The sequence below is a fragment of the Streptomyces sp. genome (assembly GCF_036566765.1).
Lineage (GTDB): Bacteria > Actinomycetota > Actinomycetes > Streptomycetales > Streptomycetaceae > Streptomyces.
This window is the reverse complement of the sequence record NZ_DATCVQ010000138.1, coordinates 1-26,131: the sequence shown is the minus strand read 5'-3', so window position 1 is coordinate 26,131 and position 26,131 is coordinate 1. Positions and strand designations below refer to the sequence as shown.

25 protein-coding genes and 1 riboswitch are annotated in these 26,131 nt (G+C 72.2%); of the genes, 15 read left to right on the top strand and 10 right to left on the bottom strand.

Annotated elements, in window-relative coordinates:
• The 4 genes from VIU94_RS07185 to VIU94_RS07170 form a co-directional block, all read left to right on the top strand.
• Positions 1 to 1,471 (top strand): 1-deoxy-D-xylulose-5-phosphate synthase N-terminal domain-containing protein (locus tag VIU94_RS07185; protein WP_331908757.1); only part of this gene is annotated, 1,471 nt, incomplete at its 5' end.
• A complete protein-coding gene (locus VIU94_RS07180) occupies positions 1,468 to 2,937 on the top strand; it encodes an aminotransferase class III-fold pyridoxal phosphate-dependent enzyme (RefSeq protein WP_331908755.1) in 1,470 nt (489 codons plus the stop codon). The genes VIU94_RS07185 and VIU94_RS07180, both read left to right, overlap by 4 nt.
• 96 nt (positions 2,938 to 3,033) lie before the next feature.
• Positions 3,034 to 3,666, top strand: coding sequence for a helix-turn-helix domain-containing protein (locus tag VIU94_RS07175; protein WP_331908753.1), 633 nt, complete (start codon positions 3,034 to 3,036; stop codon positions 3,664 to 3,666).
• Positions 3,667 to 3,717: 51 nt separating this feature from the next.
• Positions 3,718 to 3,870 (top strand): DUF6126 family protein, encoded by a 153-nt coding sequence (locus tag VIU94_RS07170; RefSeq protein WP_331908751.1) that lies wholly within the window; start codon positions 3,718 to 3,720, stop codon positions 3,868 to 3,870.
• A gap of 30 nt (positions 3,871 to 3,900) precedes the next feature.
• Here VIU94_RS07170 and VIU94_RS07165 read toward each other — a convergent pair whose 3' ends face one another.
• Positions 3,901 to 4,713 (bottom strand): tyrosine-protein phosphatase, encoded by an 813-nt coding sequence (locus tag VIU94_RS07165; protein ID WP_331908749.1) that lies wholly within the window; start codon positions 4,711 to 4,713, stop codon positions 3,901 to 3,903.
• Positions 4,714 to 5,085: 372 nt separating this feature from the next.
• A riboswitch (cyclic di-AMP (ydaO/yuaA leader) is annotated at positions 5,086 to 5,247 on the top strand.
• Positions 5,248 to 5,249: 2 nt separating this feature from the next.
• Between VIU94_RS07165 and VIU94_RS07160 the strand changes: the two genes are divergently transcribed.
• Positions 5,250 to 6,200: a peptidoglycan DD-metalloendopeptidase family protein gene (locus tag VIU94_RS07160; protein ID WP_331908747.1), complete on the top strand. Its 951-nt coding sequence runs from the start codon at positions 5,250 to 5,252 to the stop codon at positions 6,198 to 6,200.
• A gap of 163 nt (positions 6,201 to 6,363) precedes the next feature.
• The gene (locus VIU94_RS07155) at positions 6,364 to 7,158 is read left to right on the top strand and encodes an SGNH/GDSL hydrolase family protein (protein WP_331908745.1); all 795 of its coding nucleotides are present in this window, start codon (positions 6,364 to 6,366) and stop codon (positions 7,156 to 7,158) included.
• Here VIU94_RS07155 and VIU94_RS07150 read toward each other — a convergent pair.
• Positions 7,145 to 8,119 carry a quinone oxidoreductase family protein gene (locus VIU94_RS07150; RefSeq protein ID WP_331908743.1) on the bottom strand — a complete coding sequence of 325 codons (975 nt, stop codon included), beginning with the start codon at positions 8,117 to 8,119 and terminating at the stop codon, positions 7,145 to 7,147. The genes VIU94_RS07155 and VIU94_RS07150 overlap by 14 nt on opposite strands.
• 103 nt (positions 8,120 to 8,222) lie before the next feature.
• Between VIU94_RS07150 and VIU94_RS07145 the strand changes: the two genes are divergently transcribed.
• Positions 8,223 to 8,678, top strand: a complete 456-nt coding sequence (locus tag VIU94_RS07145) for a MarR family winged helix-turn-helix transcriptional regulator (protein WP_331908741.1) — start codon at positions 8,223 to 8,225, stop codon at positions 8,676 to 8,678.
• Positions 8,679 to 8,691: 13 nt separating this feature from the next.
• Here VIU94_RS07145 and VIU94_RS07140 read toward each other — a convergent pair whose 3' ends face one another.
• Both VIU94_RS07140 and VIU94_RS07135 read right to left on the bottom strand, forming a co-directional pair.
• Entirely contained in the window at positions 8,692 to 9,306 is a 615-nt protein-coding gene (locus VIU94_RS07140; RefSeq protein WP_331908739.1) for a TetR/AcrR family transcriptional regulator, read from the bottom strand.
• Between the two features lie 39 nt (positions 9,307 to 9,345).
• Complete coding sequence (locus VIU94_RS07135) at positions 9,346 to 10,551, bottom strand: Glu/Leu/Phe/Val dehydrogenase dimerization domain-containing protein (protein ID WP_331908737.1); 1,206 nt, start codon at positions 10,549 to 10,551, stop codon at positions 9,346 to 9,348.
• 229 nt (positions 10,552 to 10,780) lie between these two features.
• On the opposite strand from VIU94_RS07135, the gene VIU94_RS07130 reads away from it, so the two are divergent.
• A complete protein-coding gene (locus VIU94_RS07130; RefSeq protein WP_331908735.1) occupies positions 10,781 to 11,980 on the top strand; it encodes an MBL fold metallo-hydrolase in 1,200 nt (399 codons plus the stop codon).
• Positions 11,981 to 12,152: 172 nt separating this feature from the next.
• On the opposite strand, the gene VIU94_RS07125 is transcribed toward VIU94_RS07130, so the two are convergent.
• On the bottom strand, positions 12,153 to 13,121 hold the full coding sequence (locus tag VIU94_RS07125; protein WP_331908733.1) for a LysR family transcriptional regulator: 969 nt from the start codon (positions 13,119 to 13,121) through the stop codon (positions 12,153 to 12,155).
• A gap of 99 nt (positions 13,122 to 13,220) precedes the next feature.
• On the opposite strand from VIU94_RS07125, the gene VIU94_RS07120 reads away from it, so the two are divergent.
• Entirely contained in the window at positions 13,221 to 14,414 is a 1,194-nt protein-coding gene (locus tag VIU94_RS07120) for a M6 family metalloprotease domain-containing protein (RefSeq protein ID WP_331908731.1), read from the top strand.
• Between the two features lie 69 nt (positions 14,415 to 14,483).
• Here the strand turns inward: VIU94_RS07120 and VIU94_RS07115 are convergent, their stop codons facing one another.
• From VIU94_RS07115 to VIU94_RS07095, 5 genes are read right to left on the bottom strand one after another with little or no spacing between them, the layout of a single operon-like run.
• A complete protein-coding gene (locus VIU94_RS07115; protein WP_331908729.1) occupies positions 14,484 to 15,455 on the bottom strand; it encodes an ABC transporter ATP-binding protein in 972 nt (323 codons plus the stop codon).
• Positions 15,452 to 16,447: an ABC transporter ATP-binding protein gene (locus tag VIU94_RS07110; RefSeq protein WP_331908727.1), complete on the bottom strand. Its 996-nt coding sequence runs from the start codon at positions 16,445 to 16,447 to the stop codon at positions 15,452 to 15,454. The genes VIU94_RS07115 and VIU94_RS07110 overlap by 4 nt, the downstream gene beginning before the upstream one ends.
• On the bottom strand, positions 16,447 to 17,433 hold the full coding sequence (locus tag VIU94_RS07105) for an ABC transporter permease (RefSeq protein WP_331908725.1): 987 nt from the start codon (positions 17,431 to 17,433) through the stop codon (positions 16,447 to 16,449). Before VIU94_RS07105 ends, VIU94_RS07110 begins: the two co-directional genes overlap by 1 nt.
• On the bottom strand, positions 17,430 to 18,356 hold the full coding sequence (locus VIU94_RS07100) for an ABC transporter permease (RefSeq protein WP_331908723.1): 927 nt from the start codon (positions 18,354 to 18,356) through the stop codon (positions 17,430 to 17,432). The genes VIU94_RS07105 and VIU94_RS07100 overlap by 4 nt, the downstream gene beginning before the upstream one ends.
• Before the next feature lie 13 nt (positions 18,357 to 18,369).
• Complete coding sequence (locus VIU94_RS07095; RefSeq protein ID WP_331908721.1) at positions 18,370 to 20,115, bottom strand: ABC transporter substrate-binding protein; 1,746 nt, start codon at positions 20,113 to 20,115, stop codon at positions 18,370 to 18,372.
• Positions 20,116 to 20,315: 200 nt separating this feature from the next.
• Here VIU94_RS07095 and VIU94_RS07090 point away from each other — a divergent pair, with 200 nt between their 5' ends.
• The 6 genes from VIU94_RS07090 to VIU94_RS07065 all read left to right on the top strand — a co-directional run.
• On the top strand, positions 20,316 to 21,473 hold the full coding sequence (locus VIU94_RS07090; protein WP_331908719.1) for an NAD(P)/FAD-dependent oxidoreductase: 1,158 nt from the start codon (positions 20,316 to 20,318) through the stop codon (positions 21,471 to 21,473).
• A 45-nt stretch (positions 21,474 to 21,518) separates the two neighbouring features.
• Positions 21,519 to 21,833: a (2Fe-2S)-binding protein gene (locus VIU94_RS07085; protein ID WP_331908717.1), complete on the top strand. Its 315-nt coding sequence runs from the start codon at positions 21,519 to 21,521 to the stop codon at positions 21,831 to 21,833.
• Positions 21,814 to 23,283 carry an FAD-dependent oxidoreductase gene (locus VIU94_RS07080; protein WP_331908715.1) on the top strand — a complete coding sequence of 490 codons (1,470 nt, stop codon included), beginning with the start codon at positions 21,814 to 21,816 and terminating at the stop codon, positions 23,281 to 23,283. Before VIU94_RS07085 ends, VIU94_RS07080 begins: the two co-directional genes overlap by 20 nt.
• 119 nt (positions 23,284 to 23,402) lie before the next feature.
• A complete protein-coding gene (locus VIU94_RS07075) occupies positions 23,403 to 24,311 on the top strand; it encodes a dihydrodipicolinate synthase family protein (protein WP_331908713.1) in 909 nt (302 codons plus the stop codon).
• Between the two features lie 100 nt (positions 24,312 to 24,411).
• Positions 24,412 to 25,416, top strand: coding sequence for a proline racemase family protein (locus tag VIU94_RS07070; protein WP_331908711.1), 1,005 nt, complete (start codon positions 24,412 to 24,414; stop codon positions 25,414 to 25,416).
• Positions 25,413 to 26,131, top strand: a 719-nt coding sequence (locus VIU94_RS07065; RefSeq protein ID WP_331908709.1) for an aldehyde dehydrogenase family protein, incomplete at its 3' end; no start/stop codon positions are given. The genes VIU94_RS07070 and VIU94_RS07065, both read left to right, overlap by 4 nt.

Here is a 26,131-nt window from a genome sequence, read left to right as displayed (position 1 = left end):
GCTGAACAACATCGCCGCCGCCAAGGACCGCCCGCTCGTCATCGTCGTCAACGACAACGAGCGCTCCTACGCCCCGACCATCGGCGGCCTCGCCAACCACCTGGCGACCCTGCGCACCACCGACGGCTACGAACGCTTCCTGTCCTGGGGGAAGGACGTCCTGGAGCGCACCCCCGTCGTCGGCAGGCCGCTGTACGAGTCGCTGCACGGCGCGAAGAAGGGGTTCAAGGACGCCTTCGCGCCCCAGGGGCTCTTCGAGGACCTCGGCCTGAAGTACGTCGGCCCCGTCGACGGCCACGACGTCGCCGCCGTCGAGTCCGCGCTGCGCCGCGCCAAGCGGTTCCACGGCCCGGTGCTCGTCCACTGCCTGACCCAGAAGGGCCGCGGCTACCGGCCCGCCCTGGAGGACGAGGCCGACCGGTTCCACGCCGTCGGCGCGATGGACCCGCTGACGTGTCTGCCGCTCACGCCGCCCGCGGGCCCCTCGTGGACCTCCGTGTTCGGCGACGCGCTCGCCGAGATCGGCGGGGAACGGCAGGACGTCGTGGCCCTGACGGCCGCCATGCTCCACCCGGTCGGACTGACGAAGTTCGCCGAGCGCTTCCCCGACCGGGTCTGGGACGTGGGCATCGCCGAGCAGCACGCCGCCGTCTCCGCGGCCGGCCTCGCCACGGGCGGGCTGCACCCGGTCGTCGCCGTGTACGCGACCTTCCTCAACCGGGCCTTCGACCAGGTCCTGATGGATGTGGCGCTGCATCGGTGCGGCGTCACCTTCGTCCTCGACCGGGCCGGTGTCACCGGCGCAGACGGGCCCTCGCACAACGGGATGTGGGACCTGTCGATCCTCCAGGTCGTGCCGGGGTTGCGGATCGCCGCGCCGCGCGACGCCGACCAGCTGCGGGCGCAGCTGCGCGAGGCCGTGGACGTCGACGACGCGCCGACGCTGCTGCGCTTCCCCAAGGAGTCGGTCGGGCCGCCGGTGCCGGCCGTGGGCCGGATCGGCGGCATGGACGTACTGCGCCGGGACGACGCCGCCGACGTGCTGCTGGTCTCCGTCGGCGTGATGGCCGGGGTCTGCCTCGGGGCCGCGGAGCTGCTCGCCGGCCGCGGCGTGCGCTGCACCGTCGTCGACCCCCGCTGGGTCAAGCCGGTCGACGAGGCGCTCGCCCCGCTGGCCGCCGGTCACCGGCTGGTCGCGGTCGTCGAGGACAACAGCCGTACCGGGGGCGTCGGGGCGGCCGTCGGCCAGGCGCTGCGGGACGCCGGGGTGGACGTACCGCTGCGCACCTTCGGCATCCCCGAGCAGTTCCTCGCCCACGCCTCCCGCAAGGAGGTCATGGCCGAGATCGGACTCACCTCGGTGGAGGTCGCCGGCCGGATCGGCGCGGCGCTCGCCGGCCGGGAGACGCTGGACGGTGCGGACCCGTTCGCGGGCGCGGACCCGCTCGTACCCAAGGAGAGCCAGGAATGACGAACGGAGCGACTGGAGCGACCGGAGAGAGTGGAGAGAACGGAGCGACCGGGGCGACCGGTGGGCCTGCGGGCCCCGCCGGTGCCAAGGGCTTCGACCTCGGGCGGCTGCTCGCCGAGCGCGGGGCGGAGCGGTACGAGCTGCACGCGAAGCACCTGAACCACCAGCTGCCGCGCATGCTGCACACCATCGGCTTCGACAAGGTCTACGAGCGGGCCGAGGGCGCCCACTTCTGGGACGCCGAGGGCAACGACCACCTCGACATGCTGGCCGGCTTCGGCGTGATGGGGCTCGGCCGGCACCACCCGGTGGTCCGCAAGGCCCTGCACGACGTCCTCGACGCCTCGCTCCCCGACCTGACCCGCTTCGACTGCCCGCCGCTGCCCGGCCTGCTCGCCGAGCGGCTGCTGGCCCACAGCCCGCACCTCGACCGGGTCTTCTTCGGCAACAGCGGCACGGAGGCGGTGGAGACCGCCCTGAAGTTCGCCCGGTACGCCACCGGCCGACCACGGGTCCTGTACTGCGACCACGCCTTCCACGGCCTCACCACCGGCTCGCTGTCGGTGAACGGCGAGCGGGGCTTCCGGGACGGCTTCGCGCCGCTGCTGCCGGACACCGCGATCGCGCTGGGCGACCTCGACGCCCTGGAGCGGGAGCTGCGCCGCGGCGACGTGGCGGCGCTGATCGTCGAGCCGATCCAGGGCAAGGGCGTGCACGAGGCCCCGCCGGGCTACCTGCGGGCCGCGCAGGACGTGCTGCACAGGCACAAGGCGCTGCTGATCGTCGACGAGGTGCAGACCGGGCTCGGCCGCACCGGCGACTTCTACGCCTACCAGCACGAGGACGGTGTGGAGCCGGATCTGGTCTGCGTCGCGAAGGCGCTGTCCGGCGGGTACGTGCCGGTCGGCGCGACCCTCGGCAAGGACTGGATCTTCAAGAAGGTCTACTCGTCGATGGACCGGGTCCTCGTCCACTCCGCCAGCTTCGGCGCCAACGCGCAGGCCATGGCCGCCGGGCTCGCGGTGCTCAGCGTGATGGAGGACGAGGGGACGGTCGCACACGTACGGCGGGTCGGCGGGCTGCTTTCCGACCGGCTGCGCGCGCTCGTGCCGCGCTACGAGCTGCTGCACGAGATCCGCGGCCGGGGGCTGATGATCGGGATCGAGTTCGGCCGGCCCTCCTCGCTCGGGCTGCGCAGCCGCTGGACCATGCTGCAGGCGGCCCGGAAGGGTCTCTTCGCGCAGATGGTCGTGGTGCCGCTGCTCCAGCGGCACCGGATCCTCACGCAGGTGTCGGGGGACCATCTGGAGGTGATCAAGCTGATCCCGCCACTGATCATCGACGAGGCGGACGTGGACCGGTTCGTGGCGGCGTTCACGGAGGTGATGGACGACGCCCACGGCGGGGGCGGTCTGATGTGGGACTTCGGGAAGACGCTGGTCAAGCAGGCGGTGGCACAGCGCTGACGGGCGGCCGCCAATCGCTGACGGGCGGACGTCCCCGGGTTTTGCCTCTGGGGCAAGAAAGTTGCCTCAGAGGAAAGATCCTGGCGGAATGGGGGCATGGAGCACGAGCACCTCTCCGGGGAGCCCGCCCCGGACGCCGCCCCGGACGTCCTGCCGGACGTCGCCCCGCAGCTGCGCGGTCTGCGCCGCCGCCGCGGGCTGACCCTTGAGGCCGCCGCCCAGCGGGCCGGCCTCTCGCCGGCCCATCTGTCACGCCTCGAGACCGGCCGCCGACAGCCCTCGCTGCCGATGCTGCTGGCCCTCGCCCGCATCTACGGTACGACGGTCTCCGCCCTCCTGGGCGAGGTCCCCGCGGAGCACGACCCGATCGTCCGGGCGGACCGGTCCGAGCCCGTCGAGGCGGACGGCTGGGTGTACCACCAGGCGGGCGGCGCCGGCCGGGCGCTCCAGGCGCTCCGGGTGCACGTCCCGTACGCCACCCGGTCCGACATCGTGCGGGTCCATCCCGGCGAGGAGTGGCTCCACGTGCTGCACGGCCGGGTCCGGCTCGCGCTCGGGGACGCCGTGCACGTACTCGACCCGGGGGACAGCGCGCACTTCGACTCGCTCACCCCGCACCGGATCGGCGCGGCCACCCGCGACGGCGCCGAGCTGCTGTTCGTCCACACGCTGCTGCAGAGCCCCGCCGCCGAGCTGTGCCTCGGCGACGCGACTCCGCACCGGCGTTGATCCACGAGTTCACGCGACCACGAGTCCGTGTGCCTAGCGGAGGTTACTGATATGTCCGACAAGTCCACTGCGATCACCGGTCAGGAACGCGGGAACGGCAAGTTCCCCAAGGGTCTTGTGCTCCGCCTCTTCGCCTACCTGGTGGCCGGCCACCTCTTCGCCGGTTTCCTGTACCTGCTCTTCTCGCTCGGCGGCCAGAACTAGGGAGCAACCGCTGCGGACCCCCTGCGGGGTTTACGCCTCCGTGAGCAGCCGGGCGCGCAGTAGCTCGCGCGTCTCGGCGGAGAGCTTCAGGCCCTCGGTGAGGTAGGTCTCGACGGAGCCGTACGTCTCCTCCATCGTCTCGAACGCGGCCCGCAGGTACTCCACCCGCGCGTCGAACAGCGGGGCGAGCAGCTCCATGACCTCGGGGGCCAGCCCGTCCGGGGCGGTGGAGCTGCGCTGGACCTTGTAGCGGCGGTGCGGCTCGTTCGACTTCACGTAGTCGGCCTCGATGGCCTCCCGCTCGACGCCTACCGCCAGCAGCGAGACCGCGATCGACAGGCCGGCGCGGTCCTTGCCGGCCGCGCAGTGCATCAGCGCCGGCACGCTGTCCTCGGCCATCGCGTGCAGGATCCGGCTGTGCTCCGGCGTCCGCTGGACAATCATCTTCCGGTACGAATCGGACATCCGGCCGGCCGCCTTGCCGTCGCCCAGAATCTCCCGCAGCTGCGCCAGGTCGCCGGTGCGCACCAGCTTCCAGAACTCCTTGCCGTCCGCCGGGTCGTTGAGGGGTATGTTCACGTTCCGCACGCCGGGCAGCTCGACGTCCGCGCCCTCGATCTTGCGGTCGGCCTCATTGCGGAAGTCGAAGACCGTGTGCAGCCCCAGGGCCGACAGGAATGCCGCGTCCTCCGCGGTGGCGTGGGCGAGGTGTCCGCTGCGGAACAGGCGGCCGGGGGCCATGGCCCTGCCGTCCACGGTCGGCAGCCCGGCCACGTCCCGGAAGTTGCGGACCCCCGTCAGCTCGGGCTCGGTCGACGGGGCCTGCGGCGTCTGCTGCGTCACGGATGCTCCTGGTCTTCTGGTAATCGGTTCCTCAGGCAATCATCCAGGGTGGACCCCCTTGGGCGCACCCCCTCGGGCTGGAATGCGCGAACTGTCCGAATTGGGGATTTCGGGATAACGCGCCCTAGTTATAGGTGAGATGGGTTCCGGGGCGTGAGGAGCGTCATAAGCGTGACCGTCCGTGCCTGATCGTCTTTCCCAAATGCCGTGCGCGGAAAGGGAGGCGAAGATCCGTCATCCACGGAGGGTGACCGGAATTCCTGGTGAATATCACGACGGGGAATGCAAAAGGGAAATCGTGGCTTGTTTGCCCCGACCCCGCTCGTCTAGCGTCGCGCTCACTCCGGTCGGACCGCCGAATCCTGCCACCGTCCGGATTCCGCACCCACTCACGTGTGGCAGGAGCGGGGGACCCAGGTAATTCGCCGATCCTCACGCAGAGGACGGCTCGGGGTGAAGTCGCGTACGACTCGCGACCGGACATCTCCAGTCCGAACCCGACAGCTCACCTCGCAGGCGACGGAGAGGAATTCGCCATGCCCGCGAAGGGTAAGCATCGCCGTCCCAAGGCCAATCCGATCACGCGGGGATTCGTCGCCGCCGGCGCCAGCGGCGCCGTCGTCGCCCTCCCGCTGTTCGGCGCCACCGGGGCTCACGCCGCCGAGAAGGCCGCCCCGAGCGTGACCTCCGAGCGGGCCGTCGCCGCCGTGGCCGCCGCGCAGCCGGCCGCCGCTCCGCAGGGCGCCGTCGCGAAGGCCAAGGCCAAGAGCAAGGCCACGATCTACTCCGTCGTCCGCGGCGACTACCTGTCCAAGATCGCCCAGGAGCACCACCTGGCCGGTGGCTGGCACAAGCTCTACGAGGACAACCGCCAGGTCGTCGGCGACAACCCCTCGCTGATCCTGCCGGGCATGAAGCTCACCCTCGGCGCCAAGTCGACCGCCAAGGCCGCCGCGCCGAAGCCCGCCGCGAAGGCCGAGCGCAAGGCCGCGCCGAAGCCGGCTCCGAAGAAGGCCGCGGCCCCCGCCGCCGACGAGACCCGCAGCTCCCGCAGCGCCGAGCGCGCGGCCGCCCCGGCCGCCTCCGGCTGGGTCGCCCCCGTCGACGGCGGCATCTCCACCCCGTACCACATGGCCGGCTCGATGTGGTCCTCCGGCTACCACACCGGTGTCGACTTCATGGCCTCCTCCGGCACGAACGTCCGCGCCGTCGGCGCCGGCACCGTCGTCTCCGCCGGCTGGGGCGGCGCGTACGGCAACGAGGTCGTCATCCAGCACGCGGACGGCTCCTACTCGCAGTACGCGCACCTCTCCTCGCTCGCCGTCTCGGCCGGCGAGAGCGTGCGCGGCGGCCAGCAGATCGGGCTCTCCGGCTCGACCGGCAACTCCAGCGGCCCGCACCTGCACTTCGAGATCCGCACCGGCCCGAGCTACGGCTCGGACGTCGACCCGCTGGCCTACCTGCGCAGCCACGGCGTCTCGATCTGACGCACAGCACAGCGCAACCCCGAAGGCCCGGCGCGTATCCGTACGCGCCGGGCCTCCGGCGTATTCCGGGTTGGACGAATCTTGAACGGTGGCGTATCTCACTGTCCGTCAACCCCTCCTTACGGTCGCGTAGGTCACATGCACGAGGGAAAAATGTGCTCCCGTGGCAGACGATTCGAGATCAAGAGACAGTGACGTATTCGGGTCGTACGCGGCGATCGGCGACAGCTTCACCGAGGGCGTCGGAGACCCCGGCCCGGACGGGAACTACGTCGGCTGGGCGGACCGGTTCGCGGTCCTGCTCGCCGACCAGCTGCCCGAGCACGACGCGTTCCGATACGCGAATCTCGCGGTGCGCGGCAGGCTCCTCGACCAGATCGTGGAGGAACAGGTCCCGCGGGCCAAGGAACTCGCCCCCGACCTGGTGACCTTCTGCGCGGGCGGCAACGACATCATCCGGCCCGGGTCCGACCCCGACGACGTCGCCGAGCGGTTCGAGCGCGCCGTGGCCGACCTGACCTCCGCCGTGGGCACGGTCATGGTCACCACCGGCTTCGACACCCGGGACGTGCCGGTGCTCAAGCACCTGCGCGGCAAGATCGCGACGTACACCGCGCATGTGCGCGCCGTCGCGGACCGCTACGACTGCCCGGTCCTGGACCTGTGGTCGCTCAAGTCCGTCCAGGACAGGCGGGCTTGGGACGACGACCGGCTGCACCTCTCGCCCGAGGGCCACACCCGGGTCGCCCTGCGCGCCGCCCAGGTCCTCGGCCTCCCGGTCCCCGCCGACCCCGACCAGCCCTGGCCCCCGCTCCCGCCGCGCGGCCCCCTGGAGGTCCGCCGCGACGACATTCTCTGGGCCCGCGAGTACCTCGTCCCGTGGATCGGCCGCCGCCTGCGCGGCGAGAGCTCCGGCGACCACGTGGAAGCCAAGCGCCCGGACCTCATGCCCCTGTGACCGTCAGCCCGCCCGCCGGGATCCGGAGGACGCTCTTGCCGTGGGTGGCGCCTTCGCGGAGGCGCTGGACCGCGAGGGCGAGATCCGTGGGGTCGTACTCGGCGGTGACGTCGACTCGGATGCGCCCCTGGGCCAGGAGGTCGAGGGCCTGGCCGGCGGAGGCCGCCAGGCGGTCGGGGTGGGTGTGGGCCAGGAGGTTGCTGTTGTAGGTGATGAGCGACTTGCCCTGCATGAGCAGGTCGTTGGTGTCGGCGAGGACGGGGTCGTAGGTGCTGATGTTGCCGTAGGCCACCAGTCGGCCGTGCGGTGCCAGTGCCTGCAGGCTGTCCTGGCGGGTTCGGCCGCCGACCGGGTCGAGGATCACGTCGAAGCGGTCGTCGCCGAGCTCGGTCGGGAACTCGTCGCGCAGGAGGATGCGGTCGAAGCCGAAGCCGGTGGCGTACTCGGCCCTGGTCGCGCTGCCGACCACCCCGACGATCCTTCCCGCGCCGGCCAGTCGGGCGAACTGGGCGGCGAGGGTGCCGACTCCTCCGGCGGCGGCGTGGATCAGTACGGTCTCGCCCGCTTGCACGCGTGCGGCGGTGTTGACCAGGTCGTAGGCGGTGGGAGTGCCCCAGCCGAAGGCTGCCGCCGTCCGCAGGGGGAGGTCGCCGACGGCCAACGCGAGTACCGCGGGGGCCACGACGACCTGGGCGTACGCGCCGGACGTGGTCAGTGCGGTCACGGGTTCGCCCACGCGGCCCTCGTCCACGCCCTCGCCGACCGCGACGATGTGCCCGGACGCCTCGAAGCCGGGGACGAAGGGGCGCGACACGGGGAAGTGGCCGTCCTGGACCATCGTGTCGCCCCACTGGATGCCGGCGTACGCCACCCGGATCGCGACCTCGCCGGGGCCGGGGACGGGCTCGTCGAGTTCGGTGAAGCGGTACTCGTCGTCGCCGCCGAGAATGATCGCCCTCATGAATGCAGCCTCCTGTGCTGACTCAGTATCCTGTGACAGCACAGACGCTATGGCGTCACAGGTACCTGAGTCAACGCAGAATGCTGCGTATGGGAGTGAGAACGTGGCGGACATCCCGGTCGAGGAGTACCTCTGCACCCGCATCAGGCGTGCCGAGCAGGCGCTGATGGCGCACCACGAGGCCGTGCTGCGCGGCCACGGGCTGACCATGACGCAGTACACGGTGCTGCTGACCCTCTCCCGCGAGGGCGGCATGTCCGCAGCTCAGACGGCGCGGTCCTGTGGGGTCACGCAGCAGACCATGGCCACGGTGCTGACCAACATGGCGGGCAAGGGGCTCATCCGTCGCGACCCGTCGCCGGTGCACGCCAAGGTGCAGATCGCGACGCTGACCGATGACGGCCGGGCGGTGCTCGACCGGGCCTACGGCGAGGTGATCGTCCTTGAGCGGGCGCTCACCGCCGCGTTCACGCCCGCCGAGCACGCCTCTCTGTGCGACCTCCTGGACCGCACGACGGCCGTCCTCGTCGAGCAGACGCCGCCCGCCCGCGCCCGTTGACCCCGTCGGTGGTTCAGTCGGCCCGACGGTGGCCGTCGGACAGGCCCAGTTCGCGGGTCAGCGCCTGGTCGGCCCACTCCAGCATCGCGGCGCGGGAGAGGGAGCCGGTGTAGGAGATCATCTGCACGGCGAGCCCGTCGAGGAACGCGGTCAGCCGCCAGGCGGCGGCGGCCGGGTCCTCGCAGGGGAACTCGCCGGCCGCAGCGCCCTCGGCGATGACCGAGGCCAGCGCGGCCTTCCACTGCTGGTCCAGGTCCCCGGCGACGTCCCGCAGCGCGGGCTCGCGCAGCGACGCCGACCAGCCCTCGATCCACAGCCGCCAACCCTTGGCCTGTCCGGTGGGGGCGTACCAGCGCACCGCCGCCCGCAGCCGGCGGACGGCAGTGGTGCGGCGGCCCAGGAGTTTGCGCAGATGGGCCAGGTCGCTCTCGGCGGCGTACGCGAACGCCTCGGCGACGAGCTTCTCCTTGGTCGAGAAGTGGTAGAGGACGAGCGCGTTGCTCACCCCGAGCGCGGCGGCGACGTCGGCGATCCGCACGGCCGCGACTCCGCGTTCCTCGATCTGCGCGACGGCGGCCCGCAGCAGTTCCTCACGCCGCTCCGCCACGCTCAACCGCACTCTCGCCACGCCGTCACCTTACACAGCGCATGACACGGGCATGATCATTTACGCGCCTGGCAGGGGCTCGTGCGCCGCGTACCAGCCGTGCCGCTCCGCGAGCGCCGCCATCCGGTCCTCGGCCAGCGCGTGGGCCGCCGCGCGCGGCGTCGTGTCATCCTTGTCGGCTCGGTCCAGCGTGTCCCCGACCATCGCCCGCATCGCCCGCCGGGTGTGCGCGAAGGCCTCGTCCGCGTCGGGGCCGATGTCGCCGAAGAGGGTCCACCACCACCACGCGTTGGTGCCGGAATTGGCGACCACGTCCGGCAGGACGGTGACGCCGCGGGCCGTCAGCAGCTCCTCCGCCTCCGGCAGTACGGGCATGTTCGCCGCCTCGACGATCCAGCGGGCGGTGATCCACGCCTGGTTCTCGGCGTCCACCGCGTACGAGACCGCGGCGGGCACGAGCACGTCCACGTCCGCGGAGAGCCAGGCGAACCCGGCCTCCGCACGGTCGCCGGGCCGCAGGGCGGCGCGGTTCACCGTGCCGTGCGCGTCCCGCGCGGCGAGCAGCGCCGGCACGTCGAGGCCCGCCGGATTGACGATGGTCCCCCGCTCGTCCGCGACCGCCGTGACCCGCAGCCCGGCCCGGTGCAGGAACAGGGCCGTCGCGCCGCCCATCGTGCCGAAGCCCTGCAGCGCCACCCGCGCGCCGGCGCACGGCTCCCCGGCCCGGTCGAGCACGGCGAGCACCGACTCGGCGACGCCGCAGCCGCCGACGAGCGCGTCCAGGCCGATGCCCTCGACCTCGAGGGCGAACGCGTCGGCGAGCCGTCGCCGGGCCGCCGTCTCGTCGTCGAGCAGCGGGAAGACGGCCTGGACCGGTGAGACGAGCCCGGCCTCGGCGGCCGCCCGGTCGACGAGGTCCTGGGTGAGGCCGAGATCCTCGCCTGTGGTCCAGAAGCGCTCGATGTACGGCCGCATGGCGCGCAGGTAGCGGACCAGCACCCCGTACGCGTCGGGGTCGCGCGGGTCGCAGTCGATGCCGCCCTTGGCGCCGCCCAGCGGGACGTACCGCGCCTCCGGGTCGTAGTGCAGGGCTTCCTTCATCGTCATGCCCCGGGCGAGCCCCGCGACCTCGGCGCGGGTGCAACCTGCCCGCATCCGCAGCCCGCCGCTGGCCACCCCGCGCACCAGCCGGTCGACCACCAGGTACCCGCGGCGTCCGGTGACGTGGTCGGTCCAGCCGACGGACAGCAGGGGGGCGGTGCTCATGAAGGGTGCTCCTAGCGGCTTACTGAACCTTCATTCAGTATTGGAGCGACGCGCGCGGCCTGTCAATGCGCCCGAGGCGGGAGGGGCCGCGCCGGCCCGGGAGCGAGGCGCGGAATTCTTCCGGCCGTTTCGGCCTTGGTATCAGCAGCGGACCGGTCCGGCGCACGCCGTCCGGGCCGCATTGTCGTACCACCCGTCCATAATGGAATCCCGAACCCCAGGAGGTGCTGTGACCGGCGCTGACTCCGCTTCCTCCCTGCGCGCCCGGCTGCGCTCTCTGCGGCCCGAGGCCTTCGGCGCCGATCCCGCGGGAGAGCGGATGGACCGGATCCGCCGCTCGCCCAACTTCGCGGACGGCGTGTTCCAGAACCCCGTGTCCGCGCGGCACCGGCCCTCCGGCTCCACCGCCGAGTTCGCCAAGATCTACTTCCACAAGGAGTCGCGGATCCGCCGCGCCCCCATGGGCACGCTTCCTGTGCACCCGACCACGCTCGCCGACCTGGCCAAGCCCCCGGCCTCCGGCCTGCGGCTCACCTGGATGGGCCACTCCAGCGTGCTCGCCGAGATCGACGGCCACCGGATCCTCTTCGACCCCGTCTGGGGCGACCGCTGCTCCCCCTTCGCCTTCGCCGGCCCCAAGCGGCTGCACCCGGTCCCGCTGCCGCTCGCCGCACTCGGCCCGGTCGATGCGGTCGTGATCTCCCACGACCACTACGACCACCTCGACCTCCCGACGATCAAGGCGCTGGCCACCACCGACACGCTCTTCGTCGTCCCCCTGGGCGTCGGCGCCCACCTGGAGCGCTGGGGCGTGTCGCCCGGCCGGCTGCGCGAGCTGGACTGGAACGAGTCCACGGCGGTCCGCGAGCTGACCCTCACCGCCACCCCGGCCCGCCACTTCTGCGGCCGCGGCCTGCGCAATCAGCAGCACACCCTGTGGGCCTCCTGGGTCGTCGCCGGCCCCGCCCACCGGATCTACCACAGCGGCGACACCGGATACTTCCCCGGCTTCCAGGAGATCGGCGCGGCGCACGGCCCCTTCGACGCCACGATGATCCAGATCGGCGCGTACTCCGAGTTCTGGCCGGACATCCACATGACCCCGGCCGAGGGCGTCCGCGCCCACCTCGACCTTCAGGGCGGTCGCCCGGCGGGCGTCCTGCTGCCCATCCACTGGGGCACCTTCAATCTGGCCCCGCACCCCTGGGCCGAGCCCGGCGAGTGGACGAAGGACGCGGGGGAGGAGGCCGGCCAGTCCGTCGCCCTCCCGCGCCCCGGCCAGCCGTTCGAACCGGCCGGCGCGGTCCCGGTCGACCCCTGGTGGCAGCCCGTCTCCCACCCGATCGCCCGCCCCTGGCGCCGACCCAAGTCGGCGCAGACCCCTGTCGGGACCCGAGGCGGTGATCTCGACCTGGCCGGTGAGCGGTGACTCTTGGGTCGCACGCCTGAGCGTGCCCAGCGACAAGGGTCTCCCGGCCCGCGAGGCACCTGATCGGCTGGGGGCGACGTCGTCGTACGTGTCGTCGCTCATCCCGTCGTGGTAGCCACGTTGCGTCTGGTGCCCGAGTCCTCTCGTCGGTCCTCGTTCGGCCGGTACGCACTCAGGTCGCTGTAGCGCCTGTCGCTTGCGGATGTCGTGCGCGCCAGCGCGCGTACGCGGGGGCGGCGGCGCAGGCGTCCCGGTGGCCGGCCGCGACCCGGTGGAGGATGTCGTCGCTGTGGGCAGCGAGCGGGCCGTCCGCGTGCCAGGCCAGCATGTGCCGGTACCACAGGGGGTTTCCGGTCAGGGGGCGTACGGCGGTGCCCGGGACCTCGAGGAAGGTGGCCTGGCAGAGGCTGACCGCCAGACCCGCGCGGACCAGCTCGATCAGCGGGCGGCCCTCGGCCTCGTACGGGGAGAACGGGTGGCGCCCGGCCGCCGCGCAGAGGGACGACCAGTACTCGCGGGTGCGGTCGCCGTCCGGCCGGGGCACGGCCCAGTCCTCGTCCAGGAGGGCGGCGAGCGGGACCTCTTCCAGCTCGGCCAGCGGATGAGCGGCGGGCAGCAGGGCGAAGACCGGTTCGGTGGCGAGGGGTTGGAGCATCACGCCGTCACGGTGCGGCAGCCGCTGGTCGGGGTGGTCGCCGAGTACCGCCGCCTCCAGCCGGTCCGCCGCCAACTCGTCGAGCAGCGTGACGGGGGAGTGCTGGCAGCGCGTCGTCACCTGGGCGTCCGGCAGTACGGACTTGACGGCCAGGACGAGTTGGCCGAGAAGGGGTGCGCCGACCGAGCCGATGCGGACACGGTCGCAGGCCGACATCCGGCGGGCCGCGCGGGCGGTGTCGGCGATCAGGCCGTCGATGCCGGGAAGGACGGAGCGGGCCCGGTCGAGCACCAGCTCTCCGAAGGGGGTGGCGACGGCCCCCTCCTGCCGTCGGTGGAACAGGACTCCGCCCAGCATGGCTTCGATGCGCCGCAGTTGGGCGCTGAGCCCGGGCTGGGTCATGCCGAGCGAGGCGGCTGCGCGCGTGAGACTGCCGGCCTCGGCGATCGCGCACACCACGCGGAGATGGCGTACCTCCAGATCCATGGCGCGGATGTTATGGACCGACGACAGCTTCCGGACACCCTCGTGCCACCGCAAGCTATGTGAAATGTCACACACCATCGGTTCAGAGGTCGTGATCACGTGAGAGTGCGCCCCTCCGTCCTGCCCGTACGCGCCGTGTTCTGGGCGCCCCTGCTCGCGGCTCTGCTGCTGCTCCTGCCCGGCACCGCCCCGGTGGCCCGCGCGGCCACCGATCCCGTCTCGGCCTGTGCCCTGGACGGCACCACCGGCTGGACGGACGAAGGGCACGACACGGACTGGTCCGTCTTCAAGCGCCCCGCCGGAACGGTCCGGGTCGGCATGATCTTCGTCGACTTCCCCGACGCGCCCGCGACCGAAGCCCCGGCCGATGACGCCGCGCAGCTCACGCCGGGCGCCGACTGGCTGTGGAACGCCTCGTACGGCAAGGCATGGCTCGCCGTCACCCAGCACCGGCAGTGGGCGCGGATGCCGCGCAACTCCACGGACTACGGCTTCGCGCGCGGACTGACCCACGAGACGCACGAGGCCTACGTCAAGGATGCGGTCGCCGCAGCCGATCCGGCCGTGGACTTCTCGCGGTACGACATGGTCTACGTCGTCGCGACACGCAACGCCGCGGCCATCTCCTTCACGCCCACCTACGTCCACGACCCCGGGACGGCGGGCGTCCGGGCCGACGGAACGCTGCTCAAGTGGGCTGTGACCTTCGGCCAGGACATGTGGCACTGGGGGCCCAAGCTGGTGGCCCACGAGACCGGCCATGCCTTCGGACTGCCCGACCTGTACGGCTTCACGGGCACGGACGCCCACCGCTTCGTCGCGGGCTGGGACGTCATGGGGCTCATCGGCGGACGCGGGTCGCAGTTCTTCGCCTGGCACTCCTGGAAGCTCGGCTGGACCGCGGACAGCCAGGTCGTGTGCCGGGCCTCGGCGGGCAGTGACACCGTGTACCTCACCGCGGTCGAGTACGGCAGTGGCACGAAGCTGGCGGTGATCCGCACCGGCCCCGCCACCGCGTACGTCGTGGAGTCGAGACGGGCGGTCCAGGCGGACAGCGGCGCCTGCTCGACCGGCGCGCTGGTCTACAAGGTGGACGCCTCCGTCCCGACCGGCCAGGGGCCGGTCCGTGTCGTCGACGCGAAGCCGAACGCCACTCCGGCGACCGGCTGCCGTTCCCTGGACGACGCCCCCTTCTGGGCGGGGGAGTCGTTCACCGACGCGACCGCCGGCGTCCGTATCGAGGTGCTCGGCGCCGACGGGTACGGGGAGACCGTCCGCGTCACCAAGTGGTAGCCCGGCAGTGACGGCTGTGCCCCGGGACAGATCGTCCCCGGGGCACACCCGTGTGCCGGCCCTCCGCCGTCAGGCGGTCTCGGGGAAGTGACAGGCGACTTGGCGGGCCTCGCCCGGGGCGCCGATCCGCAGAGGCGGGGCTTCCGTGCGGCAGACCGCCTGCGCCTTCGGGCACCGCGGGTGGAAGGCGCAGCCGGGCGGGGGAGCGGCCGGGCTCGGCGGGTCGCCGAGCAGGGTGATCCGCTCCCGGGTCCGCTCGGCGACCGGGTCGGGCAGGGGGACGGCGGAGAGCAGGGCCCGCGTGTAGGGGTGCGCGGGGGCCGCGTACACCCGTTCCTTGTCCCCGATCTCGACGATCCGGCCCAGGTACATCACGGCGACCCGGTCGCAGACGCGCTTGACGACGGAGAGGTCGTGGGCGATGAACAGGTAGGCGAGGCCGAGTTCGCGCTGGAGGCGCTCCATCAGGTTGACGATCTGGGCCTGGACGGAGACGTCGAGGGCGGAGACGGGCTCGTCGGCGACGACGAGCCGGGGGCTGGTGGCCAGGGCGCGGGCGATGCCGATGCGCTGGGCCTGGCCGCCGGAGAACTCGTGCGGGTAGCGGTCGATGTGTTCCGGGATGAGGCCGACCAGTTCCATCAGCTCCGCCGCCCTCTTGCGCGCGTCGGCCGCCGAACTGCCGTGCACCAGCAGCGGGTCGGAGATGATGCGGGCGACGGTCTGCCGCGGGTTGAGGGAGGAATGCGGGTCCTGGAAGACCATCTGGAGGTCCTTGCGGAGCGGCTTCAGCTCGCGCTGCGACAGATGGCCGATGTCACGGCCGTCGTAGCGGACGGATCCGGCGGACGGTTCCAGGAGGCGCACGATCGTGCGCCCGGTGGTGGACTTGCCACAGCCGGACTCTCCCACCAGGCCCAACGTCTCGCCGGCCGTGATGTCGAAGCTGACGCCGTCGACGGCCCGGATCGGGGCGGCGCGCCGCCGCCCGGGGTAGGTGGTCGTCAACTCCCGTACGGACAGGAGCGGTTCGTTCTTCATGGGGCGACGCCTTCGTATGCGGGGAAGTGGCAGGCGACCGGGTGCCCGGCCGGTCCGCCGAGCTCGGGGCGCTCGGTCTCGCAGCGGGAGCGCGCGTCGTCCGGCGCCGCCGCGGCCCGTGGACAGCGAGGGGCGAACGCGCAGCCCGGAGCGGGGGCGAGGAGAGACGGCGGACTGCCGGGGATCGCCCGCAGCGGGGTGTCGTCGTGGTCGTCGAGGCGCGGCAGGGAGTCGAGCAGTCCTCGGGTGTACGGGTGGGCCGGCTCGGCGAACAGAGCGTCCACCGGGGCCTGTTCGGCGGCCCTGCCGCCGTACATCACCAGGACGTCGTGGGCCACCCGGGCGACGACCCCGAGATCGTGAGTGATCATGACGACGGCGAGCCCGCGTTCCTGCTGGATCCGGGCGATCAGTTCCAGGATCTGGGCCTGGACGGTGACGTCGAGCGCCGTGGTCGGCTCGTCGGCGACGAGGAGCTCCGGTTCGCAGGCGAGCGCCATGGCGATCATCACGCGCTGGCGCATCCCGCCCGAGAACTGGTGCGGGTACTCCCCGGCCCGGCGGCGCGGCTCCGGGATGCCGACCTCGGCGAGCGCCTCGACGGCCCGCTCGCGTGCCGCTCTCCGGCGGGAGCCGAAGTGCACCCGGTGGTGCTCGGCGATCTGCTCGCCGACGGTGTAGTACGGGTGCAGGCTGGAGAGCGGGTCCTGGAAGATCATCGCCATCCTCCGGCCGCGCAGCCGGTTCAGCTCGCGCTCGGGCAGCCCGACGAGTTCCTGGCCGGCCAGGGTGACGGAGCCGGCGACCTCGGCGCCGGTGTGCAGGCCGAGTACGGCGAGCGAGGTCACGGATTTGCCGGAGCCGGATTCGCCGACGATGCCGAGGGTGCGGCCGCGCGGGACGTCGAACGAGAGGGCGTCCACGGCCCGGACGGGGCCGCGCGGCGTCGGGAAGGTGACGGTGAGGTCCCGGACGGACAACAGGGCGGTCATCAGTACCTCACTCTCGGGTCGACGACGGCGTACAGCAGGTCGACGGCCAGGTTGGCGACGACGATGAAGGCGGCGGCGAGCAGGGTGACGCCGAGGATGACCGGCTGGTCGCCGGTGGACAGCGCGCCGTAGAAGAGCCGTCCGATGCCCGGGAGTCCGAAGATGGACTCGGTGATGACGGCGCCGGCGAGCAGTCCGCCGAGGTCCATGCCGAAGATGGTGAGGATCGGCGTCATGCCCGCCCGCAGGCCGTGCTTGACGACGACGGTGCGGCGCGGCAGGCCCTTGGCGCGGGCGGTGCGGATGTACGGCTCCGCCATGGTCTCGATCATCGAACTCCGGCTCTGCCGCGCGTACATCGCTGCGTACAGGACGGCGAGCGCGAGCCAGGGCAGCAGCAGGTTCGAGGCCCAGCCGAGCGGGTCGGAGCCGAAGGGCGTGTACGCGGGATAGGGCAGCAGCCCGGCCACCCGGATCAGCCCGTAGATCAGCATGACCGAGGTGAAGTAGACCGGCAGGGAGGCGGCGGCGACCGCCCCGATCATGAGGACCCGGTCGGTCAGGGTGTCCTTGCGCAGGGCCGCCGCGACGCCCGCGGAGAGTCCGAGGAGCAGCCAGATCGCGGCGGCGCCGAGGGCGAGCGAGGCGGAGACCGGGAGCCGGTCGACGAGGAGGTCCCAGACGGCCTGGCTGTTCTCGTACGAGTAGCCGAGGCAGGGGAAGTCGCAGTGCAGGGCGTACTGGCCGCTTCCCATGGTGCGGCCGGTGAAGATGCCGGTGGCGAAGTCGGCGAACTGGCGCCACAACGGCTGGTCCAGGCCCATGTGGGTGCGGATCGCCTCCAGGCGCTCCGCGCTGCACGACTTTCCGCAGGCCGCGGCGGCCGGGTCGGAGGGCAGGACGTAGAAGATGGTGAAGGTGACTGCGGCGATGGCGACGAGGACGCCGACGACGCCGAGCAGCCGGCGGCCGAGGTAGAGGATCACGTGCGGCTTCCTCTCGGGTCGAGGATGTCGCGCAGCGCGTCGCCGAGCAGGGTGAACGCGAGCACCGTGAGGAAGAGACAGAGGCTCGGGACGAGGAAGTACATGGGGTCCGTGTCGTAGAAGGCGACGCTCTCGGCGATCATCTGCCCCCACGACGGCGTGGGGGGACGGACGCCGACGCCGAGGTAGCTGAGGGCCGCCTCGGTGGCGATCATCCCGGGGATGATCAGGGTCGTGTAGGCGATGACCGGCCCGGCGACGCCCGGGAGGATGTCCCGGGTGAGGATGCGCCAGGGCCCCGAGCCGCCGACGCGCGCGGCGTCGACGTACTCGCGGTGCTTGAGCGACAGGGTCTGGCCACGGACGACGCGGGCGATGCCCGGCCAGCCGAACAGGCCGATGACGGCCGTCATCAGCACGATCCGGTTGACGTCTCGGGCTGCCGACATCATCGCGATCATGAAGATGAGGGACGGGAAGGACATGGTCAGGTCCATCAGCCGGGAGAGCACGGTGTCGGTGCGGCCGCCGAAGTAGCCGGCCGCGGTCCCGGCCGCCACGCCGGCGGCCACGACGATCGCGGTGGCGGCGAAGGCGATGAGCAAGGACACCTGGGCGCCGTGCACGACGCGGGCGAACAGGTCGCGGCCGGTGACGGGTTCGACGCCGAGCCAGTGGTCGGCGCTGATCCCGCCGAGCGGGCCGAGCGGGAGGCCGCCGAGGTAGGGGTCGACGGCCGTCTTGTCGAACTCCTCAGGGCCCCAGCCGCCCAGCGCGCTGAGCAGCGGGGCGGCCACGGCCATGAGCGCGAAGAGCGCGACGACGGCGAGGGAGATCTTCACGGAGGGGCGGCGGCGCAGTTCCGCGCGTGCGAGCTGCCAGGGCCCGCTGCCCTCACGCAGGGGCGGGGAGGTGGTGGACATGAGTGAGTGCCCCTCAGTTCCCGCTCTTGGAGGGGTTCTTGAGGCCGATCGTGGCGTAGTCGATCTGACCACCGAACGAGGTGTGTCCGAAGGCGCCGGCGATGTTGGTGCCGAGCACCAGCGGCCAGCGCTCGATGATGGTGGGCGCGGTCGGAGCCTTGGCGAGGATCACGCCGTCCAGGTCCTGCCAGGCCTTGTTGGCCTGTGCGGCATCCGTCATGGCGGCGATCTCGTCCATCCGCTTCATGGTCGCTTCGTCGCGGAACAGCGAGTGGTTACCGGAGTTGCCCTTCTCCTTGATGAAGCGGCCGTCGAAGACGAAGGGCAGGAAGGTGGAGCCGGAGGGGTAGTCCGGGCACCAGCCCGTGAAGACGAGGTCGGTACGCTTCTTGGTGTCGCCGACGGTGTCGTAGAACGCCGACGGGTCCACGGTCTCGATGGTGACCTTGATCCCCGCCCGGCCGAGGGACTGCTGGATCGCCTCGCCGATTCCCTTGTCGCCGTTGGAGACGGTGATGCTGGTGGCGAAGCCGTCTGCCCTGCCGGCCTCCTTGAGGAGCTGCTTGGCCTTCGCCACGTCACCGGTGACCGGGATCTTCAGGGTGTCGGGCTGCTTGCCGCCGAAGAGGGAGCCCGGCATGAGGGCCGTGGACAGGTCGTTGAGCGCCGGACCGCCGTTCGCGGTCAGGATGGCCTCGCGGTCGAGGGCGTACTGCACCGCCTGGCGGACCTTGATGTCGTCGAACGGCGCCCGGCCGGTGTGCATCTGCACCATGTCGTGGCAGTTGCTGGACTCGGCCAGCAGGCGCGCCTTCACGTCGGGCTCGGTGAGCACCTTGGGCGTGCTCTCGGGGCGCAGCTTGCCCCAGGGCACGGCGGAGGCGTCGGCTCCCGTGCCGGCGATGAGCCGGTCGTCGATCTGGTTCTGCTTGAGCCCCATCGTCACGACGATCTTGTCGGGGTAGGCCTTGCGTACGCTGTCGGTCTTCGGGTCCCAGTGCGGGTTGCGCACCAGCACCATCTGCTTGTCCCGGGCGTACGTCTCGATCTTGTAGGGGCCCGAGGAGAAGGGGCGGCTGTCGTACTGGGGGCCGTTGTCCTTCGCCTTCGGCACCGGGGCGAACGTCGGCAGCACTGCGGCGTAGGGGAACTCGGCGAAGGGCTTGCGCAGTTCGAAGACGATCGTGTGGTCGTCGGGGGTCTTGATGGAGTCGAGGTGCTTGCCCTGGGCAGGTCCCTGGTATCCCTCGGCGCCGGCGAGGTAGCGGGCCGCGTAGTCGGGGCCGCCGGTCAGGTCGGGTGAGAAGGACCGCTCCACGTTGTACTTGACGTCCTGGGCGGTGATGGGCGAGCCGTCCTCGTACTTCAGACCCTTCTTGAGCCTGAACGTCCAGGTCTTGGTGCCGTTGGAGGGGGTGCCGAGGTCCTCGGCGAGGTCGGGGGTCAGTTCCCCGCCCTTGGCGCCGGGCTCCGCCTTGTACGTCACGAGGGTGCGGTAGAGCAGCCGGGTGCCGAAGTCCATCTCGTTCATGACCCAGTTGCGGGCGGGGTCGAGGTGCTGGAAGTCCTGGTTGGACAGGACGGTCAGGGTGCCGCCCTTCTGTGGAGTCCCGCCGACCACCGCGCCGTTGTTGGCGGTCGCGGGGTTCTTGCGGTCCCGGCCGTCGTCGGCCTTCTTTCCGCCGGAGCAGCCGGCGGCGCCGAGGGTGAGAGCCGCCACCAGGGCGGTGGCCAGGGTGGTGCACGTGCGCTTGTCCATCTGGGGTCACTCCGAGAGCAGTCGGACAGCCGAGGGTGGCTGGAATGTGACCTGTAACATAGTAATGTGAAATTGTACTGACAACCCATCGGGCGGTCCGTTACCTATCCGTGTCCGACGGTGCGCGGAGGTTGGGGGTGAGGATGGGGATCTCCGGTCAGGGTCTTGGCAAGCTCAGTGCCATGTGAAATATTACTGCTGTGCCCACGAGAAATTCCTCGGACGTCATCATCGTCGGCGCCGGCGTCGTCGGCGCGGCCTGCGCCCACTACGCCGCCCAAGCCGGCCTCACCGTCACCGTCGTCGATCGCGGCTCCGTCGCCGGCGGCACGACAGGTGCGGGCGAGGGGAACCTCCTGGTCTCCGACAAGGAACCGGGCCCCGAGCTCGAACTCGCCCTACTGTCCATCACGTTGTGGCGGGAGCTGGCCGACCTGCTCCCGCCGCGGATCGAGTACGAACCCAAGGGCGGCCTCGTCGTCGCCGCGGACGAGCCCGGGATGCGCGCCCTGCGCGACTTCGCGACCCGCCAGCACAAGGCGGGGATCACGTCCGAGGAGATTCCGGGGGAGGGGCTCCACGATCTGGAGCCCCACCTGGCTCCCGGCATGGCGGGCGGGTTCCACTATCCCCAGGACGCCCAGGTCATGCCCGCCCACGCCGCCGCGCATCTGCTGCGCACCGGCGGCGACCGGATCCGCCTGCGACTCGGGGAGGAGGTCACCGGCCTGCTGACCGGTGCGACCGGAGAGATTCGGGGGGTGCGGACCGCGATCGGCGACATCCACGCCCCCTACGTCGTCAACGCCGCCGGGACCTGGGGCGGCGAACTCGCGCGGCTCGCGGGGGTGGAGCTGCCCGTGCTGCCCCGGCGGGGCTTCGTCCTGGTCACCGAACCGCTGCCGCAGGTGGTGCGCCACAAGGTGTACGCCGCCGACTACGTGGCGGACGTGGCCAGCGGCTCCGCCGCACTGCAGACCTCGGCGGTCGTCGAGGGCACCCCGGCGGGTCCGGTCCTCATCGGCGCGAGCCGGGAGCGGGTCGGCTTCGACCGGACGCTCTCCACCGAGGTTCTGCGTCGCCTCGCCGCCGGGGCCACCGCGCTGTTCCCGCTCCTCGCGGGGGTCCGCGCGATCCGGACGTATGCGGGCTTCCGCCCGTACCTTCCGGATCATCTGCCCGCGATCGGGCCCGACCCGCGGGTGCCCGGGCTGTTGCACGCCTGCGGGCACGAAGGGGCGGGGATCGGACTGGCGCCGGCCACCGGCCTGGTCATCGCGGCCTGCCTGACCGGCGGGGAACCGCCCCTCGACATACGGCCGTTCAGACCGGAGCGATTCGATCCGCCCCTGCTGTGAGCCCGCCGTCGCGCCCGTCACGCACCCACCACGAGAGGAGGCCCCATGGCCCGCACCCCCGCCGACCTGGTCGGGGCGCAGCCCGATCCGCCGTTCGAGATCACCTTCGACGGGCGCCCCGTCGTCGTCCTGCCCGGGCAGACCGTCGCCGCCGCCCTGTGGGGCGCCGGCATCCTGGCCTGGCGCACCACCCGCGGCGGCGGCCGGCCGCGCGGCGCGTTCTGCGGCATCGGCCAGTGCTACGACTGCCTCGCCACCGTCAACGGACAGCCCAACCGCCGGGCCTGTCTGGTCCCCGCCCGGCCTGGCGACGTGATCACCACCCAGGAAGGGCACGGTCATGACCGACTCGGTGACTGAACCGTCCGGCTCCTACGACCTCGTGGTCATCGGAGCGGGCTGCGCCGGACTCGCCGGCGCTGTCGCCGCCTCCGAACTCGGCCTCTCCGTCGCCTTGCTGGACTCCGCACCCCAGTCCGGCGGCCAGTTCTACCGGCATCCCGCACCGGCCCTGGGCGCCGTGCGGCCCGAGGCGCTGCACCACGACTGGTCCGCCTTCTCGGACCTGCGACGCCGCCTGGCGGCCGGCGACATCGCCCACCTCGCCGGGCACCATGTGTGGTCCGTCGTGCGGGAGGCCGACGGCTCCTGGTCGGTGCACGCTGTCACCGGCGCCGACGGCGCCGCGGAACGGCCGGTCCGGGTGCGAGCCCGTGCGCTGCTGCTCGCCACCGGCGCGTACGAGCGTCAGCTGCCCTTCCCCGGATGGACGCTGCCCGGCGTCGTGGGCGCCGGAGGGGCCCAGGCCATGCTCAAGTCCGGTCTCGTCCTGCCCGGCCGGCGCGTCGTGGTGGCGGGCAGCGGCCCTCTGCTGCTCGCCGTCGCCTCGTCGCTGGCAGCCGCAGGCGCGCGGGTGCCGGCCGTGGTGGAGGCGTCCGGATACCTGTCCTACGCCCGCCACCCCCGGGTGCTCCTGACCAACTCCCGGAAGGCCGCCGAGGGCCTGGTCCACGGCGCCGCCCTGCTCCGCCACCGCGTCCGCGTACGGCTGCGCAGCGCGGTCACCGAGGTGCACGGCGCCGACCGGGTCGAAGCCGTCACCGTCACCCGCCTCGACCGCGACTGGCGGCCCGTGCGGGGGACGGAGCGCCGGATCGTCTGCGACGCGCTCGCCGTCGGGCACGGGCTCGTGCCCCAGATCGAGCTGGCCACCTCGCTCGGCTGCGCCACCCGCGTTCTGCCGGACCGCACGCTGGGTCTCGCTCTCGACGACCTCCAGGAGACCTCCGTCCGCGGTCTGTGGGCGGCGGGGGAGACCGGAGGCGTGGGCGGAGCCGAACTGGCCCGTACCGAAGGCGAGCTGGCCGGGCGGGCGGTGGCCGCGCGACTGCGCGACGGGCGGCGCGTCGGTGCGGGGCGGATCGCCGAACTGCGGCGCCGCCGGGACCGCACGCGCGCCTTCGCCGACGTCATGGCCGCCGTCCACGCTCCCGGCCCCGGCTGGACTGCATGGCTCGACGACGCCACGGACGTCTGCCGCTGCGAGGAGGTCACCGCGGGGCGGATCCGCGAGGCGGTCGCCGAACTCGGAGCGCGGGACGCACGAACGGTCAAGCTGCTCACCCGCGCCGGCATGGGCTGGTGCCAGGGGCGGATGTGCGGGCCGGCCGTCTCCTGCCTGGCAGCCCGCGACGGCCAGGGCGAACCCCCTGCCGAGCGCCGCCCGTTCGCCGTGCCGGTTCCGCTGGCGACGCTCGCCGGCCTCGACGAGACCACGGCGCCGGGGGCCGAGCCGAGCGAAGCCCCGTAGACCGGAGCCCCGTAAACCGAAAGCCCGCAGGCCGAAGCCCTTGGGCCGACAGTCCTGCGAGGACCCTAGCGGCCCCTCGCAGGACTGAGTAAAATGTCACACACTATCGAAAGGTTGACATGACCACCACCGGCTGGAACAGCGCCCGTCCCTGGCGCGGCATCATGGTCGCCACCACCCTTCCCTTCCGTGAGGACCTGTCCGTCGACTACGACGCCTACGCCGAGCACGTGGCCTGGCTGATCGCTCACGGTTGCGACGGCGTCGTCCCCAACGGCTCGCTCGGCGAGTACCAGACCCTCACCGACGAGGAGCGGGCCCAGGTCGTCCGTACCGCCGTCGAAGCGGCGGGCGACGGCGCGCGGGTCATGCCGGGCGTCGCCGCCTACGGCAGCGCCGAGTCCCGGCGCTGGGCCGAACAGGCCGCCGAGGCCGGCTGTGGCTCGGTTCTGCTCCTGCCGCCGAACGCCTACCGTGCCGACGAGCAGGCGGTGAGCGCGCACTACGCGGCGGTCGCCGGGGCCGGTGTCCCGGTCGTCGCGTACAACAACCCCATCGACACCAAGGTCGACCTCACTCCGGGTCTGCTGGCCCGTCTGCACGCCGACGGCAGCATCGTGGCCGTGAAGGAGTTCAGCGGCGACGTCCGTAGGGCCTACGAGATCGCCGAGCTCGCCCCGGAACTCGACCTCCTGATCGGCGCCGACGACGTCCTGCTGGAGCTGGCGCTGGCGGGTGCGGTCGGCTGGATCGCCGGCTACCCCAACGCCTTTCCCACGAGTTGCGCCGAGCTGTACCACGCCGCGGTCGCGGGTGATCTCGCCACCGCGCTGCCGCTGTACAGGTCCCTGCACTCGCTGCTGCGCTGGGACTCGAAGACCGAGTTCGTGCAGTCGATCAAGCTGTCCATGGACATCGCGGGCCGGCGAGGGGGCCCCACGCGCCCGCCCCGGCTCCCGCTCACCGGCGCCACGGAGGCCGGAGTGCGGACCGCCACCGAGAAGGCCGTCGCCGACGGCCACCGCTGAGGGCCGCTGACGCGGCCCGGCCGACGGACCCGCGCCGGCCTCCACGGCCGGCCGGGGCCCGTTCTTCTGACCTGCCCGCCCAACCCCCGAAAGGAAGCCCATGCGTACGCGTCATGTCTTCCATGCCGTCGACTCGCACACCGAAGGCATGCCCACGCGTGTGATCACCGGGGGTGTCGGGGTGATCCCCGGCGCCACCATGGCCGAGCGCAGGCTGCACTTCATGGAGCACCTGGACCACCTCCGTACGCTCCTGATGTACGAGCCGCGCGGGCACGCCGCGATGAGCGGCGCGATCCTCCAGCCGCCCACTCGGCCCGACGCCGACTACGGCGTGCTCTACATCGAGGTCTCCGGCCTGCTCCCGATGTGCGGCCACGGCACCATCGGCGTCGCCACCGTCCTCGTCGAGACCGGCATGGTGCCGGTCACCGAACCGGTCACCACCGTGCGGCTCGACACCCCGGCCGGACTGGTCGCCGTCGACGTGCAGGTGGAGGACGGTGCGGCGAAGTCGGTCACGTTCACCAACGTGCCCGCCTTCTGCGTCGGCCTGGACCGCAAGGTGACCGTCCCCGGGTACGGGACGGTCACCTACGACCTGGCCTTCGGCGGCAACTTCTACGCCTTCGTACGCCTGGACGACCTCGGCCTGCCGTTCGACCGCGACCGCAAGGACGACATCCTCGCGGCCGGACTGGCGATCATGGAGGCGATCAACGCCTCACCCGAGCGGCCGGTCCACCCGGAGAAGCCGGAGATCGCCGGGGTCAAGCACGTCTACCTCGCCGCCCCAGGCTCCGACGCCCGCCACTCCCGGCACGCCATGGCCATCCACCCCGGCTGGTTCGACCGGTCGCCGTGCGGCACCGGCACCTCGGCTCGCATGGCTCAGCTCCACGCACGCGGCGAGCTGCCGCTGGACACCGACTTCGTCAACGAGTCCTTCATCGGTACCCGCTTCACCGGCCGGCTCACCGCCGAGACCGAAGTCGGCGGCGTGCCCGCCGTCGTCCCGACCGTCACCGGCCGCGCCTGGATCACCGGCACCGCCCAGTACTTCCTCGACCCGGACGACCCCTTCCCCGGAGGCTTCCTCCTGTGACCAGCATCGTCTCCCACAACCCGGCCGACCCCACCGACGTACTCCTCAACATCCCGACTCCCGGCGCGTTTGCGACGGTTGATGTCGTCGAGCGGGCCCGTGCCGCCCAGCCCGGCTGGCTGATCGGTGGCGCGGCCGCCCGTTCGGCGGCCCTCACCGCGGTCGCCGCCGGCATCGAGGCCGCCGCTGACGAGCTTGCCCACCTCGCCGTGCGCGAGGTGGGCAAGCCGCTCGCCGAGGCCCGGGCCGAGGTCGCGCGGACCGTCGCGATCTGGCGGTACTACGCCCAGGCCCCGTACGAACCCACCGGAGCCGTCCACGAACCCGCGGCCGGCCCCGGACTCCTCCTCACCCGCCGGCGCCCGCACGGCGTCGCGGGCCTCATCACTCCCTGGAACTTTCCCTTCGCCATCCCGAGCTGGAAGGCCGCCCCGGCACTCGCCGTGGGCAACGCGGTCGTCCTCAAGCCCGCTCCGGAAGCGACGGCGTGTGCCCAGCGGCTGGCAGAGATCGTCCAGCAGAGCCTGACAGCAGGGGTGTTCACCGTGCTGCCCGGCGGGGCGACCGAGGGCAACGCCCTCGTCTCCGCCGCCGATGTCGTCTCCTTCACCGGCTCGACAGCCGTCGGCCAGGCGGTCGCGCGTGCCGCCACGGCCCGGGGCATCCCGGTCCAGTCGGAGATGGGCGGCCTGAACTCGGCCCTCGTCCTGCCGGA